The 19708-nt window shown below is 59.6% G+C and carries 12 protein-coding genes; 4 read left to right on the top strand and 8 right to left on the bottom strand.

Annotated elements, in window-relative coordinates:
* Positions 1-137 precede the first annotated feature (137 nt).
* Positions 138-1328 (bottom strand): polysaccharide biosynthesis/export family protein, encoded by a 1191-nt coding sequence (locus EDE05_RS03950; RefSeq protein WP_165924141.1) that lies wholly within the window; start codon positions 1326-1328, stop codon positions 138-140.
* 397 nt (positions 1329-1725) lie between these two features.
* Between EDE05_RS03950 and EDE05_RS03945 the strand changes: the two genes are divergently transcribed.
* Positions 1726-2568 (top strand): DUF6030 family protein, encoded by an 843-nt coding sequence (locus tag EDE05_RS03945; protein WP_134100228.1) that lies wholly within the window; start codon positions 1726-1728, stop codon positions 2566-2568.
* Here the strand turns inward: EDE05_RS03945 and EDE05_RS03940 are convergent.
* Positions 2565-6017: a YhaN family protein gene (locus EDE05_RS03940; protein ID WP_134100225.1), complete on the bottom strand. Its 3453-nt coding sequence runs from the start codon at positions 6015-6017 to the stop codon at positions 2565-2567. The two genes, EDE05_RS03945 and EDE05_RS03940, sit on opposite strands and share 4 nt — an antisense overlap.
* The gene (locus EDE05_RS03935; protein ID WP_134100222.1) at positions 6017-7249 is read right to left on the bottom strand and encodes a DNA repair exonuclease; all 1233 of its coding nucleotides are present in this window, start codon (positions 7247-7249) and stop codon (positions 6017-6019) included. Before EDE05_RS03935 ends, EDE05_RS03940 begins: the two co-directional genes overlap by 1 nt.
* 110 nt (positions 7250-7359) lie before the next feature.
* On the opposite strand from EDE05_RS03935, the gene EDE05_RS03930 reads away from it, so the two are divergent.
* Complete coding sequence (locus tag EDE05_RS03930) at positions 7360-8346, top strand: aldo/keto reductase (protein ID WP_134100219.1); 987 nt, start codon at positions 7360-7362, stop codon at positions 8344-8346.
* Positions 8347-8407: 61 nt separating this feature from the next.
* Here EDE05_RS03930 and EDE05_RS03925 read toward each other — a convergent pair whose 3' ends face one another.
* The 5 genes from EDE05_RS03925 to clpP form a co-directional block, all read right to left on the bottom strand.
* The gene (locus tag EDE05_RS03925) at positions 8408-10600 is read right to left on the bottom strand and encodes an esterase-like activity of phytase family protein (RefSeq protein ID WP_134100217.1); all 2193 of its coding nucleotides are present in this window, start codon (positions 10598-10600) and stop codon (positions 8408-8410) included.
* A gap of 145 nt (positions 10601-10745) precedes the next feature.
* Positions 10746-11021, bottom strand: a complete 276-nt coding sequence (gene hupB, locus EDE05_RS03920; protein ID WP_007753405.1) for a DNA-binding protein HupB — start codon at positions 11019-11021, stop codon at positions 10746-10748.
* Positions 11022-11221: 200 nt separating this feature from the next.
* Positions 11222-13642 (bottom strand): endopeptidase La, encoded by a 2421-nt coding sequence (gene lon, locus EDE05_RS03915; protein WP_105371979.1) that lies wholly within the window; start codon positions 13640-13642, stop codon positions 11222-11224.
* 402 nt (positions 13643-14044) lie between these two features.
* Positions 14045-15322 carry an ATP-dependent Clp protease ATP-binding subunit ClpX gene (gene clpX, locus EDE05_RS03910; RefSeq protein ID WP_105371980.1) on the bottom strand — a complete coding sequence of 426 codons (1278 nt, stop codon included), beginning with the start codon at positions 15320-15322 and terminating at the stop codon, positions 14045-14047.
* 280 nt (positions 15323-15602) lie between these two features.
* Positions 15603-16235: an ATP-dependent Clp endopeptidase proteolytic subunit ClpP gene (gene clpP / locus EDE05_RS03905; RefSeq protein ID WP_105371981.1), complete on the bottom strand. Its 633-nt coding sequence runs from the start codon at positions 16233-16235 to the stop codon at positions 15603-15605.
* Between the two features lie 376 nt (positions 16236-16611).
* Here clpP and EDE05_RS03900 point away from each other — a divergent pair, with 376 nt between their 5' ends.
* The gene (locus EDE05_RS03900; RefSeq protein WP_166675429.1) at positions 16612-17862 is read left to right on the top strand and encodes a GGDEF domain-containing protein; all 1251 of its coding nucleotides are present in this window, start codon (positions 16612-16614) and stop codon (positions 17860-17862) included.
* 66 nt (positions 17863-17928) lie between these two features.
* Complete coding sequence (gene ggt, locus EDE05_RS03895) at positions 17929-19686, top strand: gamma-glutamyltransferase (RefSeq protein WP_112801955.1); 1758 nt, start codon at positions 17929-17931, stop codon at positions 19684-19686.
* Positions 19687-19708 lie beyond the last annotated feature (22 nt).

The raw sequence follows: 19708 nt of genomic DNA, 5'->3' as shown, positions 1-19708 counted from the left end.
CACTCAAAAATCTGGTACGGTCGACACCTAACGGAGCTAAGATGCCGCAAACTTCTTCGCGGCATGCATGCCCAGCATCGCACCAACCCGGACAATCTAGCTTGATTTCAAGTACAGTGCCTTGGCGGCGAGAGGTTTTAGTTGCCAACGCGCTGAATATTGTAGGCCGCCCCCGCGCCTTGCGCTGCAACTCCCAATGGTGCTCCAACGATCCCCAGGAATTTGGCGAAGTCGACAGACATATGCCGTGCGGCATAGATCACGTCGCGGCTCTTGACCGGGAATGTTTGCCCAACGACGAGGCTGTCCGGATTTCTCATATTGAAGCGATAGACGATCGGATAGCGCCCATCCTTGTTCGGCTTCATGCCTTTGCGAACGAGTTCATCAAAGCGCTGCCGACCGATCAGGCCAAGAACCACGTCGGGTTCCTCGTAACGGAAAAGGAAGTATCCTTCCGTGTCGACGGCATTGTCGTTGCCGCCGCCGCCAAGCGCAACCGCCTCAAGCAGGTTGAGGTCATTGGCTCCAAATTCAACACGGGCATTGCCCTTGATCGCGCCGAGCAAGGTGAATGTGCGCGGATCGCGCGTGACAAAAACCTGGTCACCTGGCTGGACGTAGATATTCTCCGATGGATTGTCGATGACCGACTTCAGCAAGACGGTGCCGGTGCGTTTGCCACGTACGAGCGTCACATAGCTTTCGTAGGGCTGGGCGACCGGACCGCCCGCCTTGGCGATCACGTCAGTGATCTGCTCACCAGTAAGATTGAGTGGAATTTGGGCCGATTTGGCGACAGCTCCCGATACGGTTACACTTCTCGACGGCGTATTGAGGCTGGATACGATGACATCCGGCTCGACAGCTTTGCTTGCCAAAGCGGCCAAGATTGCCTGGCGCGCCTCCTCAAGGGTCTTGCCCACGAAACGTACGGAACCGACATAGGGGATAGCCGCAGTTCCATCGGGCTGCACGACGACGTCAAGGCTCGTCTGCTTCGATTCACTGGTGGAGAACAGACCGTCCGCGCCGGCTTCGAAGATCGTCACTTTCAACTGGTCGCCGACGCCGATAACAGCTCTGCCAGCCCCGCCGCCGCCAAAACCGAAGCGTCTTTTCAAAGCCGTCGATACATAGTCGGATACCAGACGCGCCGAACGGCCATCCACATCAACAACCTCGAACACGGCCGCGTTCGGACGGCCGATTTCGGGCCCGGACCGGCCACTATCGGCGTTGATTGCGGAAGCCAAAGGACCCTCGCCAGGTACGCTCTGGCAACCAGCCAGAACCGCACAGATCATGATCGCAGTCACTCGAACCAAATTCCGACACTCCAAGTCAGCACCGATGCCGTCTGCCGACGATTCAGCACCACACATCTTCCATGAATCCGACTGCCCCTGAAAAGCACAGCGAGCACCGAACAACAAGAAGGATTCCTAACGGTTACCCAAAATAAAATTTCTGTGCGCTTTTAAGGCCATAGTCGCATACAACCTAATATCCGACCTCGAACCTAAACAAGTTGAGTTAAATGCCTTTTAAGTGATTTGGTTAATGCAGAGCCTGTGAAGCCGGCATTTGAAACCGACATCTTTGGTACGAAACAGCTTCATGACCTCAGTTCGACCGGGCCGGCAGAAACTGTTCCGGGCGGCTCGGCAATGTGTTATGCGCCTTGACCATCGAAGGGATATCCATCGGTAGGAAATGAGGTTGATGCCGAAAGAGGCCGAGGCAAATATCGTGACACCTGCCGATCAGCGCCGAAAGCAGCGCTCGGCCGCAATTGTCTTCGGCGTGTTCCTGGTGGTGGTTCTGGCGGCACTCGCGGCAACGGTACTCCTGGTCAACGATGGACGAAACTACAAGCGCATGGTTCGCGAATTCGGATTGGAAGAATACCTTCTTCCTGCGCCGCCGGATCTGCGTGTCGACCGACAACGGCAGATTCGGCCTGCCGGCCGCTATCCATCCTGGCTGCTGAGGGCCAGGCTGGAACGGAAAGCCGTCTTCGAAAACAGCGTGTCATTTTCCCCCGAGGAGCGCTGCGATCGGTTGGGCGAGGAGCGAAATGCCGATCCCGAATTCAGAAGTACCAAGGACGATTGGGAGTGCCTGTTCTTTGAGAGCTTCGGAACAGCAACGGAACCTGCCTCCATTTTTGTTCAGGCCAGAGGCATCTTGCCCGACACGCTTCATAGCTTTCGCGTGAAGCTCAGCTTGATCGATCCGCTCGTGGAACGCGCTATTGCCGACGAAGCCATGGCCACCATCAATCGCTTTGGCATTCCGATGACGGCGGAAACGCGGAGTTACCTAGAAGACAAGATTTCAAGGCGTGAAGACTTCACGTCGGTGCTCGAAAACTACCGACTGACATTCACCCGGGAAATGACGGACGATCGGCGCCACAACCTGCTTATTCTGCCGCGGCCGCCGAAAATCGCCTGCGGCGAACCGGCACTTCCCTCGCCGGATAAGTGGTTCAGACCGATCCATCGAATGCCGATTGGTTGCCTGGCCTTGACCGGCCCGTCTAAGGGCCTGCCCGAATCCTAAAGCCTTTCCAACTGAATGAGATCCAGTCGATCGCCGATTTCCCGTCGGGCAATGTCTACCAGGCTCGTCTGATGCGTGAAGAGCACCGTCTGGAAGATCTTGCCCCCTTCCGCCAACACCCGAATGCCGGCTGCCGTGCGCTCGTCGTCGAATGTCTGGAAAATATCATCGAGGATCAGCGGTACCGGTTCGTTGCGGCTGCAATAGTCCTCCAGGAATGCGAGGCGCAACGCTAGATAAAGCTGATCGCCAGTCCCTTCGCTCAACCCCGGAAGCGGCACCTGCTCGCCCGTCCTGCGCTCCACGGCAAGCTGCAATTCGTCTTTCTCATCGTAAACCTGCACCAGGCGGGAAAAGCGCCCGCCGGTCAGATCGGCAAAAATCCGACCGGCCCGCTTCATCACCGGATCGGCCTGTCGTTCCCGATAGGCTTCCATCGAATTTGCAAGCAGGCTTGACGCGAGCTTCAGCACCACCCAGCGCCGCGCGAGCTCCTTCGCCTCCTGCTCGGCGGCGAGCTTCTGGAAAACCGCGCGCTCGGCGCCGATGCCTGTTTCCAGCTCCCGGCGGCGACGAATATTGTCGGCCTCGGCAGTTCGCAGGGCGGAAATGCGATCGACCTGCCGATTGTCATCCGCGTCTAAATTTTCGATTTCGAGCCCCGCCGCTATCCGGTCGAACGCAACAAGCGCGGCGCGCACCTCATCCTCGTCGGAACCGTCCGCCTGCTCGAAAAACCGGGCGCGACACTGGCGAAGATCCGCTTCGATGCGGCTGCGCTGCCGCAGGTCTTCAAGCACGGTCTGGAGATCGGAAACTGATTTCAATGCCAATGCGGCCAATTCTTCCAGTTCCGACTGACGATCGCTCATTTCCTCGGAAAGCCTGGCCAACGCCAGTTCGGCACGCTGCAGCGCCGCCGACAATGTCTGCCGCTGGTTCTCCTCCGCCTTGGCGGCCATTGCGCGCTCGTTCATCAGACCGGCTGCGACATCTGCAGGTAAACCGGCCAGATCCGGCGCGACGTCACTGCAAATTGCTCTTACCTCGGCTTCGAAATTCTCCATATCACGCGCCATTCCGCGCACGCGGCGGTCGCGGTTTTCCCGTTCCGACAAAAGATCGGGGACCGTTCGCCACACCTCGAGTGCTGCTGAAGCCATATCCACCGTCGCGTCCTCGGAAAGCCCCGCGAGAACGGCGGCGTTGGCGAAATCGGCGCGCCAGCGCAGGATATCACGGCGCAATTCGGCCTCTCGTTCCTCCATCTTGTCGAGCGCCTCCTGAGCGGAATGACGCTTGCCCTCGCGCGAGCGGCTTTCGTTCCAACGATCGGTGATTTCGCCGATCCGACGCTCGAGCGCGCGGGCAAGAGCAATCGGCGGCAGAGCGGTCGAAGCGGGCTCGATCGCCTCGGCGATCGCGAGAAGGGCAGATTTTATCCCCTCTTCCTTGATCCGCAGCGTCTCCAACTCATCCTTTGCCTCGTCCAGCGTTTCGGAAAGCACAAGAATCCGATCCACGGCACGGCGCCATTCGATCATTCGATCGGGGTTGGAGGGCAAAACGGGGGCTGCGTGAAAGAGGTCTTCGAAGTCCGTAACGGCGTCGGATGCTGCAATTTCCGCCTCCCTTGCGGCCATTTCCGCCGCGGTGATCGCCTCTTCGAGATCTCTCCGCCTCAAGGAAAGCTGGGCGTGCCGGGAAACGCGCTCGGCATCCGAGAGTGCGACATCGGAAAGACTATCGGCCTCCCTGATTGCGCTCTTTACCTCGCCCAATATATCCGCGGAAGGTTTTCCGCCTGACGTGTCGATCAGGGCGTCGCGCCTCGCCCGGGCAGCGGCGATATCCTCGCGGGAAACGATCCTCCCCTCACCTTCCAGTATCAAAAGCTGGCCACCGACGGACTTCGCTTCCTCGCGCAGCGTCGCAAGCTTTTGCGCTGCCTTCATGCTTTCGGCTCTCGCAGCTTCGACAACGCCTCGGTGTTTGGTAAGCGTCGCTATATCGGGCAGTGGCGCGGAAAGAAGGCGGGCAATATCCCTGACCGGCGGATCGAGGCGGTCGCAGGCTGCTGCAAGATCGGATTCTGCCCGCGCGACACGCACTTTCGAAGAGTCCATGCCCGAAAGCTCACCGAGCTCGGGACGTAGCGCCGCAAGCTGGTCCGCCCAAGGTTTCGGATCGATCAGCCGTCCATTCGGCCCATCGCTTTCTAGCCGGCGCAATACGTCCTGCGCATCTTCGAGCTGTCGGCGATGCAGCTTCAGGCTGCGATCGAGTTCCATCCCTTCATCCGCAAGCCGCCTGAGGCGGGCAAGGTCGGCATCGGCCGGCTGGGCCTGTTGCAGAAGGTCGAGCCCTGCAAAACCGAGACGCCGCGCGGCCTGCGAAAGGCGCATATCAAAACCGTCGACCTCATGCCGGACCCTGGCGATATCCTCTTTCGCGTTGAGATACGCTCCCTTTTGAGCATGCATGGCAACTATTGTCGGCGCGGCTGCGATCAACCCCTCATCGACTTGGATGGCTCTGATCTCATCATTGAGCCGCGCCACTTCCGCCTCGGCAATATCCCTGGCCTCGACATTCTTGCGGGTGGCCTCGAGTGCGTGTGCAAGCCGCGCTTCGAAGTCGGCCGACAAGCCTTCGAGCGCCTCGTACTGCGCCAGCAGCGCGCGTTCACGATCGATCTCGCGTAATACCGGCTCCAGGCGCATGAGCTTGCGCAATCGATCCAAAGCTCGTTTGGTTTCCTCCCGTTGCGCTTGAACCGCTTTCAGATCGGCCTCAATCTCGGTCTGCTCGGCCAGCAACTTCTTCCAGTCCGCGGACTTCAGCTCATTGTCGCGTTCGGCTTTGCGGGCATCTTCGTGGGCGTCGAGCACCTGGTAGAAGAGCCTGTCCTTCGACTTTCGCGGCGCGTAAATACCGTCCGCTTCCGCCTCGAACTGCCTGCGCAGATCCGAAAGCCCGGTGAGCCCCGAGGCTGCGGAAAATAACAGGCTGCCGATCTCCCCGCCGCTCTTCAGCATCGTTTCTCCGCCAGCTCGCAGAGAAGCGGAATCAAGACCAAAAGCACGTTCGAAGACTTCCCGCGAGAGCGCGCCGAGGAAACGTGCCAAGATATCCTCGGGCAAGGCGTCTTCACCTTCGCTCGCGGCCAGCAGGGTATTCTTGCGGCCTCGCCTGCGGCGGAAAGAAAGCGTCTCCCCGTCGCGCGCAGTTATTTTTGCCCCCACCCGCAATGACGCCGGATCATGGAGAAAGCTGTATTCCGCCGCGTTGGGAAAGCCGAACAGCAGATCCGATATTGCCGAGAGGGCCGACGACTTTCCGGCTTCGTTCGGCCCATAGATCACGTGAAGCCCGGCGTCGGGCCGGAACGCCAGCACCCGGTCCGTCAGCACGCCGTAACGCAGAATATCGAGGCGGTCGAAACGCATCAATCCCTCGCCGCCCGTGCAAGGAGAAGATCGCGAGCCTCCGCCAGCAGCGCTTCTGCGTCATTGCCGAGCGCCAATTCGCCCGCACCGATGCCGCCGGGAAGGCGCGCGGTGATCTCGGCGATCTTGGCATTCGCGTCGGCGAGCAGTTCCGCGGGAAAGCCGGCCACGGGGATGAGGCCTTCGAGGCCGAGCATATCGGTCGCGATCCTTGTTCCATTCGTTTCCGGTTCAAGCCGCATATCGAGCTTTTCCAGCCAGATATCCTCGTGAGAGCGGTGGCAGGCCGCCTGTACCTCGTCCCGGAAATCCTCGGCACGCGCCACGACTTCGTGACGGAAGCGGCTCATGCCGGTCAGCCGGATGCGCAGAGCGAGCGGCCTGCCCTCCATGCGCTCGACAACGTCGTCCAGTGCATTTTCAATACGGCGAAGAATTGCCGGGATATCGGCATCGGGTTCTATCCCGACGGCAAGTTCAGCGAAACGGGCGCTATCGGTAATGATCCGCTCGTGGGTGACGCGGCCATCCTCTACTGTCACCAGAACAGCTCCCTTGGCGCCTTGTTCGCGGATGGAGCGGCCCTGCAGATTGCCAGGGAAAATCACCAGCGGATCGCTCGAAACGACCTCGAAATCGTGGACATGGCCAAGCGCCCAATAGTCGTAACCGCGCGAACGCAGGTCTTCGACCGAGCACGGCGCATAAGGCGCATGCGGTTCGCGGCCGGTGAGCGAGGTATGCAATACGCCGATGTTGAACCAGCCGGGCTCCGGCTTTGGATAGGCAAGTGCGAGGTTTTCGCTTGCCGAACGTTCGGCAAAACCCTGACCATGCAAAGCCACCTTCAACTGCTCCAATCGGAACGTGCCGGGCTTGTTGACCGGGAATTCGCTGACATTCTTCGGCAGCGTGATCGTCCTGGTGATGACGCTTTCGGCGTCATGATTGCCTTTCAGCAGGAAGACTGGAATTCCGGCGCGCTCCAGCCGCGCCACTTCGCGGTTGAAGAACAGCCCGATCTTGTTGTCCTTCCAGTTGCCGTCATAAACGTCCCCGGCTACGACGAAAAAATCCACCTTACGCTCGACCGCCTGGTCGACCAGCGCCGAGAACGCCTTGCGGCTCGCCTCGATAAAAAGTTCGGCAATTGCAGCATCCTTTGCCGCCAGCCCCTGAAACGGACTGCCAAGATGAAGGTCGGCGGAATGGATGAAACGGAAAGAACTCATCGAATCGCTTGTTTTGATTGCCCGATAGGAACAGGTGTTTTAGGCAAATGCCGGGCACGAAGAAAGCTTAAGGCGCCATATCCTGTGGATAGGCCATTTTGGAGGTTATCATGAGAAACCATTCGTTCGGGCGCACAGCCTTCAACGTCAGCGAGATCGGCTTCGGCGCTTGGCAGATCGGTGGTTCTTGGGGTGATGTCAGGGAGGCGGACGGCAGGGCGGCACTTGAAGCCGCGCTCGATGCCGGCGTCACCTTCATCGATACGGCGGACGTCTATGGCGACGGCCGCTCCGAAAAGATCATCGCAAACGCACTTAAATCCCGGGGCGGTGCCCGTCCGATGGTAGCGACCAAGGCTGGCCGCCGGCTTAGCCCGCATGTGGCGGACGGCTATACCAAGGCCAATCTCGAAAGCTTCATCGACCGCAGCCTCAAAAATCTTGAAGTCGACTGCCTAGACCTCGTGCAGCTCCACTGCCCGCCGACGGAAGTCCTTTACCGCCCGGAAGTCTTCGGCGCTCTCGACGACCTTCGCCACGCCGGCAAGATCAAAAACTACGGGGTCAGCGTCGAGAAGGTCGAGGAAGCGCTGAAAGCCATCGAATATCCGGATGTCGTCAGCATCCAGATCATCTACAATATCTTCCGGCAGCGCCCGGCCGATCTATTCTTCAAGGAAGCCAAGCGAAAGAACGTTGCCGTCATCGTGCGCGTGCCGCTCGCAAGCGGGCTGCTCTCCGGCAAGATCAGCCGCGAAACCGCCTTTGCCAAGGATGACCACCGCAATTTCAATCGCCATGGTGAGGCCTTCGACGTCGGCGAGACCTTTGCCGGTGTGCCCTTCGAGGTGGGCCTGGAAGCCGTCGAGGGAGTGCGCAAGCTCGTGCCCGCCGGCGCATCGATGGCAGCTTTCGCTCTCAAATGGATCCTGATGAACGAAGCGGTTACTGTCGTGATCCCCGGCGCCCGCAACGCCGCCCAGGCCAAGGCCAACGCGGCAGCCGCCGAGCTTGCCGCGATTTCCGACGACGTGATGACCGCTGCAAGAGAGATCTATGCGCGGCTCGTCGCTCCGCATGTGCACCAGCGCTGGTAGGAGCGAGTGAACATAAAAAAGGCCGGACAACGCCCGGCCTTTCCATATCTCTTCGTGATGCTCAGTTCGTTCCCTTCAACTCGACCGGGAAGAGTAGCGTCTCGCCCGAGGAATCGTCGATGCCGTCGTTGTCGGTGACGGCAAAGGCCTTGCCGGACTTGTCGAAGGTAAAGCCTTCCAGCTTGTCGAGGACATAGCCGTTGGTCGCCTTCAGATCCGGAATGAAGTCGTGGACTTCTTCCTTCTTTACCAGTGGCAGTTCGCCGCCGAGCTTCACCGGCTTCAGGTCGGCGATCGCGACGCGATAGAGCTTCTTCAGCTTGGCATTGTCGCCGATCTGGTTGTCGCGCTCGACGATATAGACGTGGTCACCGTGCGCGGTGATTTCCGACAGGCCGACCCAGCCGGCATCCGCCTTGTCCAGCGGATAACGGACGGCGCCCCATTCCTTGCTCTTCGGCTTGTAGGAGACGAGCTTCACTGTACTTTTCGGATCGTCCTTCCACTCGCGCTGGATTGCCATCCAGAGCGTGAGGTCGTCGCCGGAGCCGACGGTTGTCACACCCTCAAAGCCGAAGCGGGTTTCGCCGGCAAGGAGGTCGGCCGGCAGGCCGATTTCAGCCTTGATCTCACCTTTGGCGTTGACGTTGTAGAGGCCGTGGCCGGTCAGCTTGGCCGAATCGCCTTCCGACGCCAGCCAGAAACCACCCTTTCCATCAAGCGCTACACCCTCGATATCAAGCTTTTGGGCCGGCTGTCCGTTGCGGGTCACCCGCAGGACATTGGTAATCTCGGCCGGCTTCCTCGTCGTATCGATGGTGAAGATCGACGGCTGCATGTTGTAGACGCTGTCGCTGACCGCATAGAGAATGCCATCCTTTTCAGCGTCGCCGACAAGGCCGGAGAGAGCGCCCCAGCCGACTACATTGCCGTCGACATCCTTCGAGACGAGCGTCGGATAGCTAGGCCGGCCTTCGGCAAGCTCATAGATCATCACATGTGAGCGGGCGCCGCCGTCTTCGCCGAGATCGGCTTCATTGGCCGTGGCGAGCAGGTTGCGGCCAGGAATGGCGACAGCACCTTCCGGCGAGATGCCCGAGGGCAGAAGCTGGGCAAGTTGCGGTTCGGCGCCGGTATCCTTGTAAACGGCCACGACGGAAGCGCGTTCGGAGAGAACAAAAATGTAATTGCGGCCGTTGAAGGAAGCGAACTCCATACCTTCCAATTCGACACCCTTTGACTTCGCACGCTTGTCCGGAAAATGGCCGATTCGAGCGATCTCGCGCTCCAGCGAGGCGCCGGATTCATAGAGGACCTTGCCGCTGCGGTCGAAGATGGTGAAGCTGCGCGAACCGCCCTTCCAGTCGCCTTCGTTGGCGACAGCCAGACGATTGTGGTCGAGCCACTTGATCGCGTCGGGCTCGCGGAGCACGCCTTCGGCCTTGCCCGTAAACGCAAGCTGGCCGTCGGTCTTGTTGTCGATGCCATCCAAGTCGGTCTTGCCGGCGGAGAAGTGACCGATGACCTTGGCCGTCTTGCCGTCGATGATAGCGATATGGTTGTTTTCCTGCAGCGTCACGGCGATTTCGCCGGCATCGTTGATGGCGACGAATTCGGGCTCCGGATCTTCCGGCGCGACTTCGGCAATGCCCCTCAGATCGACATGCTTGATCGACGCGCAGTCGGCAGTGCCCCCCTTGAGCGACACGATGACGAGGTCGCCGGCCGGCATCTGCGGGAGAGCTCCGTCGTTCACATCCTCGTCGCGCTCGTTTTCGATCGCGATCGCCGCAAAGGTCTTGTCCCTGGAGACTGCGATCGAATCCGGCTGGCCACCCAGATCGCAGGTCAGGTCGACCTTCTTCGTGGCGATGTCGACGACGGCGAGCATGCCGGTTGGCTTGGCCTTGCTTTCGCCGGTATTGACGGCTGCAAGGACCTTGTTGCCGACCGCGGCAACCGACGTTGGTTCGCCCTTGAAAGTCACGGCGCCGAGTGCCTTCGGAGCCTTGGGATCGGTGATGTCGATGAAACCGATCGCGCCGAGCGGGCTGTCGGAATAGATGAGCGTCTTGCCGTCTTCGCTGGCGGTGATGATCTCTGCCGATGTGGTTGCCTTCTTGTCCTTATCGGCAGGAAGATTGCTGACAACGGGGAAAGATGCAATGCGGTTGAACACCTGCTCGGCGCTGGCCGGCACTGAGACCGACGCCAGAAGCGCAGCGGTCATGGCGGCACGAAGTGAAAATGTCATGGGAAGCCCCTCCTGTCCTGGAAACGAACAGATGGCTTGTGGGCCAGATGCGTGACAGGCAGATGACAATGCCGCCAAAAGGAAAAGGCCCGGAAACCGGGCCTTTTCTTGTTCGAGACTGTAAGGGTGCCTGAAAGGCAGCGCGTTAGCTGTTGACTGCGTCCTTCAGGCCCTTACCGGCCGAGAACTTCGGCACGTTGCGTGCCGGAATGTCGACTTCAGCGCCGGTCGAAGGGTTACGACCCTTGGACGCTTCGCGACGGGAAACGGAGAAGCTGCCGAAACCGGCAAGACGGATATCGCCGCCCTTCTTCAGTTCAGCCTGTACGGTCTCAAAAACGGCATCAACAGCGGATGCGGCATCGGCCTTGGAGAGGCCAGCCTTTTCGGCCACTGCGGATACCAGCTCGTTCTTGTTCATGTTTCCACCCCTTTCAACGGTTTTGGAACGACTCATGTATTTCGGGGCCGACAATAGTTTTCCGTCCGGCCTTGGCAACCCAAAAGCTCCGCAATCGCCTGAAAAACAAGGGGTCTCCGAAAGTTTTCACAAAAAAAGCCGGCTTTAAGCCGGCTTTTTCAGTGGTCAGTGCCAAATTGGCATATACGGAAGCCTGTCGATCAATGCGCGATCGCGGCGCCGACGTCGTCAACGCCCTCGACTGTGGCGATGACCGGCGTTTCCACCGTGCCGTCCCATTCAATGGGCTCGGGCTGGCGAACGAGCGCATGGCGGATCACTTCTCCCATGCGGGAAACCGGAATGATCTCCATGCTGTTCTTCACATTGTCCGGAATTTCAGCCAGATCCTTGGCATTCTCTTCCGGGATCAGAACCTTGGTGATACCGCCCCGGAGAGCTGCGAGCAGCTTTTCCTTGAGGCCACCGATCGGCAGCACACGACCGCGAAGCGTAATTTCACCGGTCATCGCCACATTTTTGTTGACCGGAATCCCGGTCATGGTCGACACGATGGCGGTTGCCATGGCGACACCTGCGGACGGACCGTCCTTAGGGGTCGCCCCCTCCGGCACGTGAACGTGGATGTCGGACTTGTCGAATCGGGGAGGCTCGATGCCGAAATCGACGGCGCGCGAACGGACATAGGATGCCGCAGCCGAAATCGATTCCTTCATGACCTCCTTGAGGTTGCCGGTGACCGTCATACGGCCCTTGCCCGGCATCATCACCCCTTCGATGGTCAGCAGTTCACCGCCGACCTCGGTCCAGGCAAGGCCGGTAACGACCCCGACCTGATCCTCGCGCTCTGCTTCGCCATGGCGGAAGCGGGGCACGCCGAGATAGTCGTGAATGTTGGCCGCCGTGATTTCGACCGATTTCGTCTTGCCTTTGATGATCTCGGTGACCGCCTTGCGGGCGAGCTTCATCAATTCGCGCTCGAAGTTACGGACACCCGCTTCACGGGTATACTGCTGAATCACCGCCATCAGGGCATCGTCGCTGACCGAGAACTCGTTCGGCTGCAGCGCATGTTCCTTGATTGCCTTTGGCAGAAGGTGACGCTTGGCGATTTCGCGCTTTTCGTCTTCCGTGTAACCGGCGATGCGGATGATTTCCATGCGGTCCATCAGCGGTGCCGGAATGTTCAGCGTGTTCGCCGTGGTGATGAACATCACATCCGACAGGTCGTATTCGACCTCCAGATAGTGGTCCATGAACGTCGAGTTCTGCGCCGGATCAAGCACTTCGAGCAGGGCCGAAGACGGGTCGCCACGGAAATCCATGCCCATCTTGTCGATTTCGTCGAGTAGGAAAAGCGGATTGGATTTCTTCGCCTTCTTCATCGACTGGATGACCTTGCCGGGCATCGAGCCGATATAGGTACGGCGATGGCCGCGGATCTCGGCCTCGTCACGAACGCCACCGAGCGCCATGCGGACATATTCGCGGCCGGTCGCCTTGGCGATCGACTGAGCCAGCGAAGTCTTGCCGACACCCGGAGGACCGACCAGGCACAGGATAGGACCTTTGATCTTGGTGGCACGGGCCTGCACCGCGAGATACTCGATGATGCGCTCCTTGACCTTGTCGAGACCGAAGTGATCCTGCTCGAGGATCTTTTCGGCATTGTGGAGGTCGGCCTTGATCTTCGACTTCTTGCCCCACGGAATGCCGAGCAGCCAGTCGAGATAGTTGCGCACGACGGTGGCTTCCGCCGACATCGGGCTCATCTGCCGGAGCTTCTTCAGCTCGGCATCGGCCTTTTCCTTGGCTTCCTTGGACAGCTTCGTCTTGGAGATGCGCTCTTCCAGTTCGGCCATCTCGTCGCGGCCTTCCTCGCCGTCGCCGAGCTCCTTCTGGATCGCCTTCATCTGTTCGTTGAGGTAGTATTCGCGCTGGGTCTTTTCCATCTGGCGCTTGACGCGCGAGCGGATGCGCTTTTCCACCTGCAGGACTGAGATCTCGCCTTCCATGAAGCCGAGCGCCTTTTCGAGCCGCAGCTTGACGGAAACCGTCTCGAGCATTTCCTGCTTTTCGGTGATCTTGATCGACAGATGCGAGGCGACCGTGTCGGCAAGCTTCGAATAGTCTTCGATCTGGCTTGCAGCACCCACCACTTCAGGGGAGATCTTCTTGTTCAGCTTGACGTAGTTTTCGAATTCGGAAACCACGGAGCGCGACAACGCCTCCACCTCGACCGCATCTTCGTCAGGTTCGGCCAGCACATCGGCCTTTGCTTCGTAGAACTCTTCCCGATCGGTATAACTTTCGATCTTGGCGCGGGCGCGCCCTTCGACAAGCACCTTCACGGTACCATCGGGAAGCTTCAGGAGCTGCAGCACATTGGCGACTGTGCCAACCTTGTAGATCGCGGACGGTTCGGGATCATCGTCGCTGGCATTGATCTGGGTGACGAGCATGATCTGCTTGTCGGATCCCATGACCTCTTCAAGCGCGCGAATTGATTTTTCCCGTCCGACGAACAGGGGCACGATCATATGCGGAAAGACCACAATGTCGCGCAGCGGCAGCACCGGATAGGTTTCGCCGCCAGATGCCGCAGACGTTGAATTCGTCATTTCATTTCCTTTCCATCGTCCCGTTTCCGGGAAACGTTCTGGGCAAATCACCCAGGTATTTCACTCCCGCTCAAAGTGGAGTGTTTGAAAATCGATTTCAAGCCTTGCAAGCCTGCTGCCTCGGAGGATTGTGACAATGCTATTGCAAAGCGTGCTTCAACTCAAACGCTTACGCAGAACGCCAAGGATACGGACATGATCGCCGACAGTCCCACTTGCAATCGCAAACAAACGAAGCAGCCGTAACAACGATGATCTTCCCGCGCCGCTTCTAATGCAAGGCGAATATCGTGCAATTCTTCGCCATGGAAAAATCATGGATAATCAAAAAACAGGAGGTCATGCTGCTTAGCAAAGAGGCCCCATTGGGGCCTCTTCAAGGTTATTGTCAGGTCACTCGGATCAGGCGGAAACGTTCGCCTTCTCATCCTGGCGATCCGCGTAGATGTAGAGCGGACGCGCAGTGCCGCGCACGACCTCTTCGGAAATCACCACTTCACGGACGCCTTCCAGAGCCGGCAGTTCGAACATCGTGTCGAGCAGGATCTTTTCCATGATCGACCGAAGGCCACGAGCGCCGGTTTTGCGGACGATCGCTCTCTTGGCGATTTCGCGCAACGCGTCTTCGTGGAAAGTCAGCTCCACGTCCTCCATCTCGAACAGGCGCTGGTACTGCTTGACGAGCGCGTTCTTCGGTTCGGAAAGGATCTGGATCAGTGCATCTTCGTCGAGGTCTTCGAGCGTCGCCAGAACCGGCAGCCGACCGATGAATTCCGGAATCAGGCCGAACTTCACGAGATCTTCCGGCTCGAGTTCGCGCAGCACTTCGCCGACGCGGCGCTCATCCTGGGCACGAACCGTTGCGGCAAAGCCGATCGAGGTCTTTTCGCCGCGGGCGGAGATGATCTTGTCCAGACCGGCAAAGGCACCGCCGCAGATGAACAGGATGTTCGTCGTATCGACCTGCAGGAATTCCTGCTGCGGATGCTTGCGGCCGCCCTGCGGCGGAACCGAGGCAACCGTGCCTTCCATGATCTTCAGAAGCGCCTGCTGGACGCCCTCGCCCGACACATCACGGGTGATCGAAGGGTTGTCCGACTTGCGGGAGATCTTGTCGACTTCGTCGATATAGACGATGCCGCGCTGGGCGCGTTCGACATTGTAATCCGCAGCCTGCAGGAGCTTCAGGATGATGTTTTCGACGTCTTCGCCGACATAACCGGCTTCGGTCAAGGTCGTCGCGTCCGCCATCGTGAAGGGAACGTCGATGATGCGGGCGAGCGTCTGGGCAAGGTAGGTCTTGCCGCAGCCGGTCGGACCGACCAACATGATGTTCGACTTCGCGAGCTCGACATCGCCGCCCTTGGAGGCGTGCGCGAGGCGCTTGTAATGGTTATGCACGGCAACCGACAGGATGCGCTTGGCCTGTTTCTGGCCGATGACATATTCGTCGAGAACCTTGATGATGTCCTGCGGCGTCGGAACCCCGTCGCGCGACTTGACCATCGAGGTCTTGTTCTCTTCGCGGATGATGTCCATGCACAGTTCGACGCATTCATCGCAGATGAATACCGTCGGTCCGGCGATCAGCTTCCGGACCTCGTGCTGGCTCTTTCCGCAGAAAGAGCAATACAGGGTATTTTTCGAGTCGCCGCCGTTGCTGCCGCTGACTTTGCTCATATCACTTTCCTTCCAGCACTCCGCGCTCACGTCAAACGGGCGCGGTCCACTCTACAGCCCGCCGGCACGCGTCCTGACGGACTGACGCACCGCCTGCCCTAAGGGTACTCTACCGATCCGGCCACACCATGCAGATCGGCGGCAACGAAACCCTCAAGAAACGCATGCTATGTCACAAAAGTTCAACACAGCATTAATAGGTACTAATAGCGCTTTCCGTGCGACTTGAAACCCTTTTTTGCTCACAACGGGGTGAGACGCACAGGATCCGCCATCACACTCAATCTGCAGCGCCACCCTCAAGTTCCAGACGCGAGGTCAGGATCTTGTCGATGACGCCCCAGTCCTGGGCCTCGTCAGGCGCCATGAAGTGGTCGCGGTCGAGCGTCTTCTCGACCTCTTCATAGGTGCGGCCCGTGTGCTTCACATAGACCTCGTTCAGGCGTCTTTTCATCTTCAATATGTCACGGGCATGGCGCTCGATATCTGACGCCTGGCCCTGGAAACCACCCGAGGGCTGGTGCACCATGATGCGGGCGTTCGGGGTTGCAAAACGCATGCCCTTTTCGCCGGCGCAAAGCAGCAGCGAGCCCATCGAAGCCGCCTGGCCGATGCAAAGTGTCGAAACTGCAGGCTTGATGAACTGCATCGTATCGTAGATCGCCATGCCGGCGGTCACGACGCCGCCGGGCGAATTGATATACAGGGCGATTTCCTTTTTGGGATTCTCGGCCTCGAGGAAAAGGAGCTGCGCGCAGACGAGCGACGCCATCTGATCCTCCACCGGACCGGTCAGGAAGATGATGCGCTCCTTGAGAAGCCGCGAAAAGATGTCGTAGGAGCGCTCACCGCGATTGGTCTGTTCGACGACCATCGGCACCAAGGCCATTGCGGTATCAACTGGATTTCTCATGTCCGTCCTTTGTCAAGCTTCTCTTGATCCCGGGCCGAAGGCAGAAAGGCGCTCCGGAATCAAATGGAATGGGTCATCCCTACATAGAGTGTCAACGCCCGGTACTTCAAGACGGAGCATCCGATATCCTTAATCGCCGTAGGATGTGCGAAACTGACCGCTATCGCGATTTTCCCGAGATCGCAGCCGGCCAGAACCTGGTTTTGTCAAGCCGCACAAGTTTTTGACGGATCAGAGTAAAGCGGGGGTGAAGATCGAGAGCGTATTTAAAATCCCTGCTCGATTCCCTCGGCGGATCCGAGCGTGGTCGGCAACGTCATTTTAAAGACTTTCCGTCATGCTGGCCGTGCCCGAAGCTGGGGCGTGGGGGTTTGATGTGGATATTTTGACGGGCCTGGTGATTTGGGCTGCCGAGGCGATGACGCTTGCTGTGCTTCTCTGGTCACGCTGGTTCTATGAGCGAGAACGCTTTTACCTGAGTTGGGGTGGCGGTTTTGCGCTCCATGGGTTGGGTGTGACGCTGCTGGCCCTGCGCGGCTATATCCCCGACTTCGTATCGATCGAGATCGCCAATACTGTCGTCTTCACGGGCGTCGGCTTTTGGATCGCCGGTTTTCTGCAGTTCGATGGCAAATCAGTCGGAGGTTTTGTCGCCATTCCGGCACTCATCTGGATCGCTGGCATGTTTCTCGACCCGGTGCGCGAGAGCTTCCCTAACCGCGTCGTCCTCTACAACGGCGCGGCCATAGTCGGCTATGCGATCCTGATCGGCATACTTGTGCGAAACAACGGCCCCTCCCGCTCGACCCGCCGCTTCCTGGCGGTCTTGATCGGCATCCAGCTTCTCGCAAACGGGGTCAGCGCCGTATTGGCGATCATGCGTCCCCCGGTGTCCTTCGCATCCGCCCCGAATGCCGCGCTCCTCTTTTTTCCCGCCGCCTTCTGCTTCATCGCCTTCGTCGCCGGCACTGCAAGGCTGCTGACGGAACGCTCGGAGGAAAAGCTGAAGGCATTGGCCCTGACTGACCCGCTGACGGGCGCGCTCAACCGGCGCGGCCTGATCAACGAATTCCACGGGCTCTGCGGCGTTTTGAGGAGTGACAGGCCACTGATCGCCATGCTGCAGTTCGATCTTGACTGCTTCAAACAGATAAACGACCGCTGCGGCCATCAGGCGGGCGACGCCGTTTTGGTCGCTTTCTCGATGGTCGGCCAGACGTCGCTGCGAGGCCGCGGTTCGTTCGGCCGGATGGGCGGCGAGGAATTCGCGTCCATCCTGCGGGTGGGCGATATGGTGGAGGCAGCCAGCATCGCGGAAGCAATCCGGCTCACGCTAAAGCGACAGACGATCAACGCCGGCGACCACCAGATCAAGGTCACGGTGAGTGTCGGGATCGCCCTTGCAGTGGCCGACAATGCCGATCTCGATCTCCTGTTCACCGCGGCCGACCGGGCTCTCTATACCGCAAAGGAGTGCGGCCGCGACCGCACCGCGATCGATACCGGCATAGAAGCCTTCATCGTTCCCGCCGTCGATCGGCAGGGCGAAGTCGAATCCCCGACCGACCTGCGCGCCGACCGCCAAGTGGTAGCGCTCAAACAACTGGCCGCCCTCGGTCAGCGCTGACCTCTTGCCCTTCGCGTCCGGACGCCCACATTCCGGTGATGGGCAAAGCGTTGCGGAGGATGCATCATGCGGACGGGACTTTTCAGTGGCATTGTATTTTCCTTGGTGCTTTGGGCTGCGCCGCTGCCGGCCCAGCAAGCATCCGACACCGTGGCGCCGGAACGAGCGACGGGCTTCACCGCCGCAAAACGCGTAGAAACAAAGGACTTCATGGTCGCGGCGGCCAATCCGCTCGCCGCAGAGGCAGGCCGCGAGATCATCGCCAACGGCGGCAATGCGATTGATGCTATGGTCGCCGTCCAGACGGTGCTGGGGCTCGTGGAACCGCAAAGCTCCGGCCTCGGCGGGGGCTCCTTCCTCGTCTATTACGATGCGGGATCTGCTAAGCTGACCACGTTCGACGGCCGCGAGACCGCGCCGATGGAGGCGACACCGAAACTCTTCCTCGATGCGCAGGGCCAGCCGTTGAAATTCATGGACGCCGTGGTCGGTGGGCGTTCGGTCGGCACGCCCGGTACAGTGCGCCTGCTTGAAGACGTGCACAAACGCTATGGGAAGGCGGAATGGGCCGGTCTTTTCCAACCGGCAGAAAAGCTTGCGGCGGAGGGCTTTTCCGTTTCTCCCCGCCTTGCCTCACTCCTTGCGGCCGAAGGCGAACGACTGAAGAAATACGACGGGCCTCGGGGTTATTTCTATGATGCCGCCGGAGCGCCATTGAAAGCCGGGATGACACTCAAGAACCCCGCCTATGCCGATACGCTGAAGGCGATTGCATCGGGCGGCGCCGACGCCTTCTACAAGGGGCCGATTGCAGAGGCCATTGTGAAGACCGTTCGCGAGGCGGCCGGCAATCCGGGCGTTCTGTCGCTTGCCGATCTCGCCAATTACCGGATCAAGGAACGAGAGTCCGTCTGCTTCAACTATCGCGCGCTGGATGTCTGCGGCATGGGGCCTCCCTCCTCCGGTGCGGTTGCCATCGGGCAGATGCTCGGCGTCATCGAGAATTTCGACGTAAAGGCGCTCGGGCCGCAAAATGTGGAAAGCTGGCGGATCATCGGCGACGCCCAGCGCCTGGCCTTCGCAGATCGCGAACGTTATCTCGCCGACGCCGATTTCACGCCCCTGCCGATCAAAGGCCTCCTCAAGAAAGACTATCTCGGCAAGCGCGCCGACCTGCTCGACGGTGGCAAGCCGCTTGCCGCCGATGCGGTGAAGGCTGGCGAGCCGGAATGGGACCATGCCCTGCTCTTCGGCCGCGACGCGGCGATCGAACTGCCCTCCACCAGCCATTTCGTGATAGTGGACAAGGAAGGCAATGTCGTCTCGATGACCACGACCATCGAAAGCGGCTTCGGTTCACGGCTGATGACGAACGGCTTTCTGCTCAATAACGAACTCACTGACTTCTCCTTCAAGACCCATGACGGCAGCCTGCCGGTCGCCAATCGCGTCGAGCCCGGCAAGCGGCCTCGTTCGTCTATGTCGCCGACGATCGTCATGAAGGAGGGCAAGCCGTTGCTCGCCATCGGCTCGCCGGGCGGCAGCCAGATCATCGGCTACGTCGCGCAAGCGCTCATTGCCTATATCGACTGGGGCATGCCGGTGGAGCAGATCGTCGCGCAGCCGCATCTCATCAACCGGTTCGGCACCTACGACATCGAAGCCGGGACCGACGCCGAGAAGCTTGCCGAGCCGCTGAAGGCGCTTGGATACGAGGTGAAGGCCGGCGAGATGAATTCCGGCCTGCATGCGATCGAGATCACCGCAAATGGACTGGCCGGCAGTGCCGATCCTCGCCGCGAGGGAGCCGCGGTCGGGCAATAGCGGCTTTCGCGGTAGAAGAGAT

The sequence above is a fragment of the Neorhizobium sp. R1-B genome, from assembly GCF_004368875.1.
GTDB classification, from domain to species: Bacteria; Pseudomonadota; Alphaproteobacteria; order Rhizobiales; family Rhizobiaceae; genus Neorhizobium; species Neorhizobium huautlense.
The sequence above is the reverse complement of the archived record's forward strand: the minus strand, read 5'-3'. Positions and strand labels throughout refer to the sequence as shown.

What these genes read in the sequence shown, in the direction of transcription:
- ggt (WP_112801955.1), top strand. Translation starts at nt 17,929, where the DNA reads ATGCGGACGGGACTTTTCAGTGGCATTGTATTTTCCTTGGTGCTTTGG.
- EDE05_RS03945 (WP_134100228.1), top strand. Translation starts at nt 1,726, where the DNA reads ATGCCGAAAGAGGCCGAGGCAAATATCGTGACACCTGCCGATCAGCGC.
- EDE05_RS03930 (WP_134100219.1), top strand. Translation starts at nt 7,360, where the DNA reads ATGAGAAACCATTCGTTCGGGCGCACAGCCTTCAACGTCAGCGAGATC.
- clpP (WP_105371981.1), bottom strand. Translation starts at nt 16,235, where the DNA reads ATGAGAAATCCAGTTGATACCGCAATGGCCTTGGTGCCGATGGTCGTC.
- EDE05_RS03940 (WP_134100225.1), bottom strand. Translation starts at nt 6,017, where the DNA reads ATGCGTTTCGACCGCCTCGATATTCTGCGTTACGGCGTGCTGACGGAC.
- lon (WP_105371979.1), bottom strand. Translation starts at nt 13,642, where the DNA reads ATGACGAATTCAACGTCTGCGGCATCTGGCGGCGAAACCTATCCGGTG.
- EDE05_RS03935 (WP_134100222.1), bottom strand. Translation starts at nt 7,249, where the DNA reads ATGAGTTCTTTCCGTTTCATCCATTCCGCCGACCTTCATCTTGGCAGT.
- EDE05_RS03925 (WP_134100217.1), bottom strand. Translation starts at nt 10,600, where the DNA reads ATGACATTTTCACTTCGTGCCGCCATGACCGCTGCGCTTCTGGCGTCG.
- hupB (WP_007753405.1), bottom strand. Translation starts at nt 11,021, where the DNA reads ATGAACAAGAACGAGCTGGTATCCGCAGTGGCCGAAAAGGCTGGCCTC.
- clpX (WP_105371980.1), bottom strand. Translation starts at nt 15,322, where the DNA reads ATGAGCAAAGTCAGCGGCAGCAACGGCGGCGACTCGAAAAATACCCTG.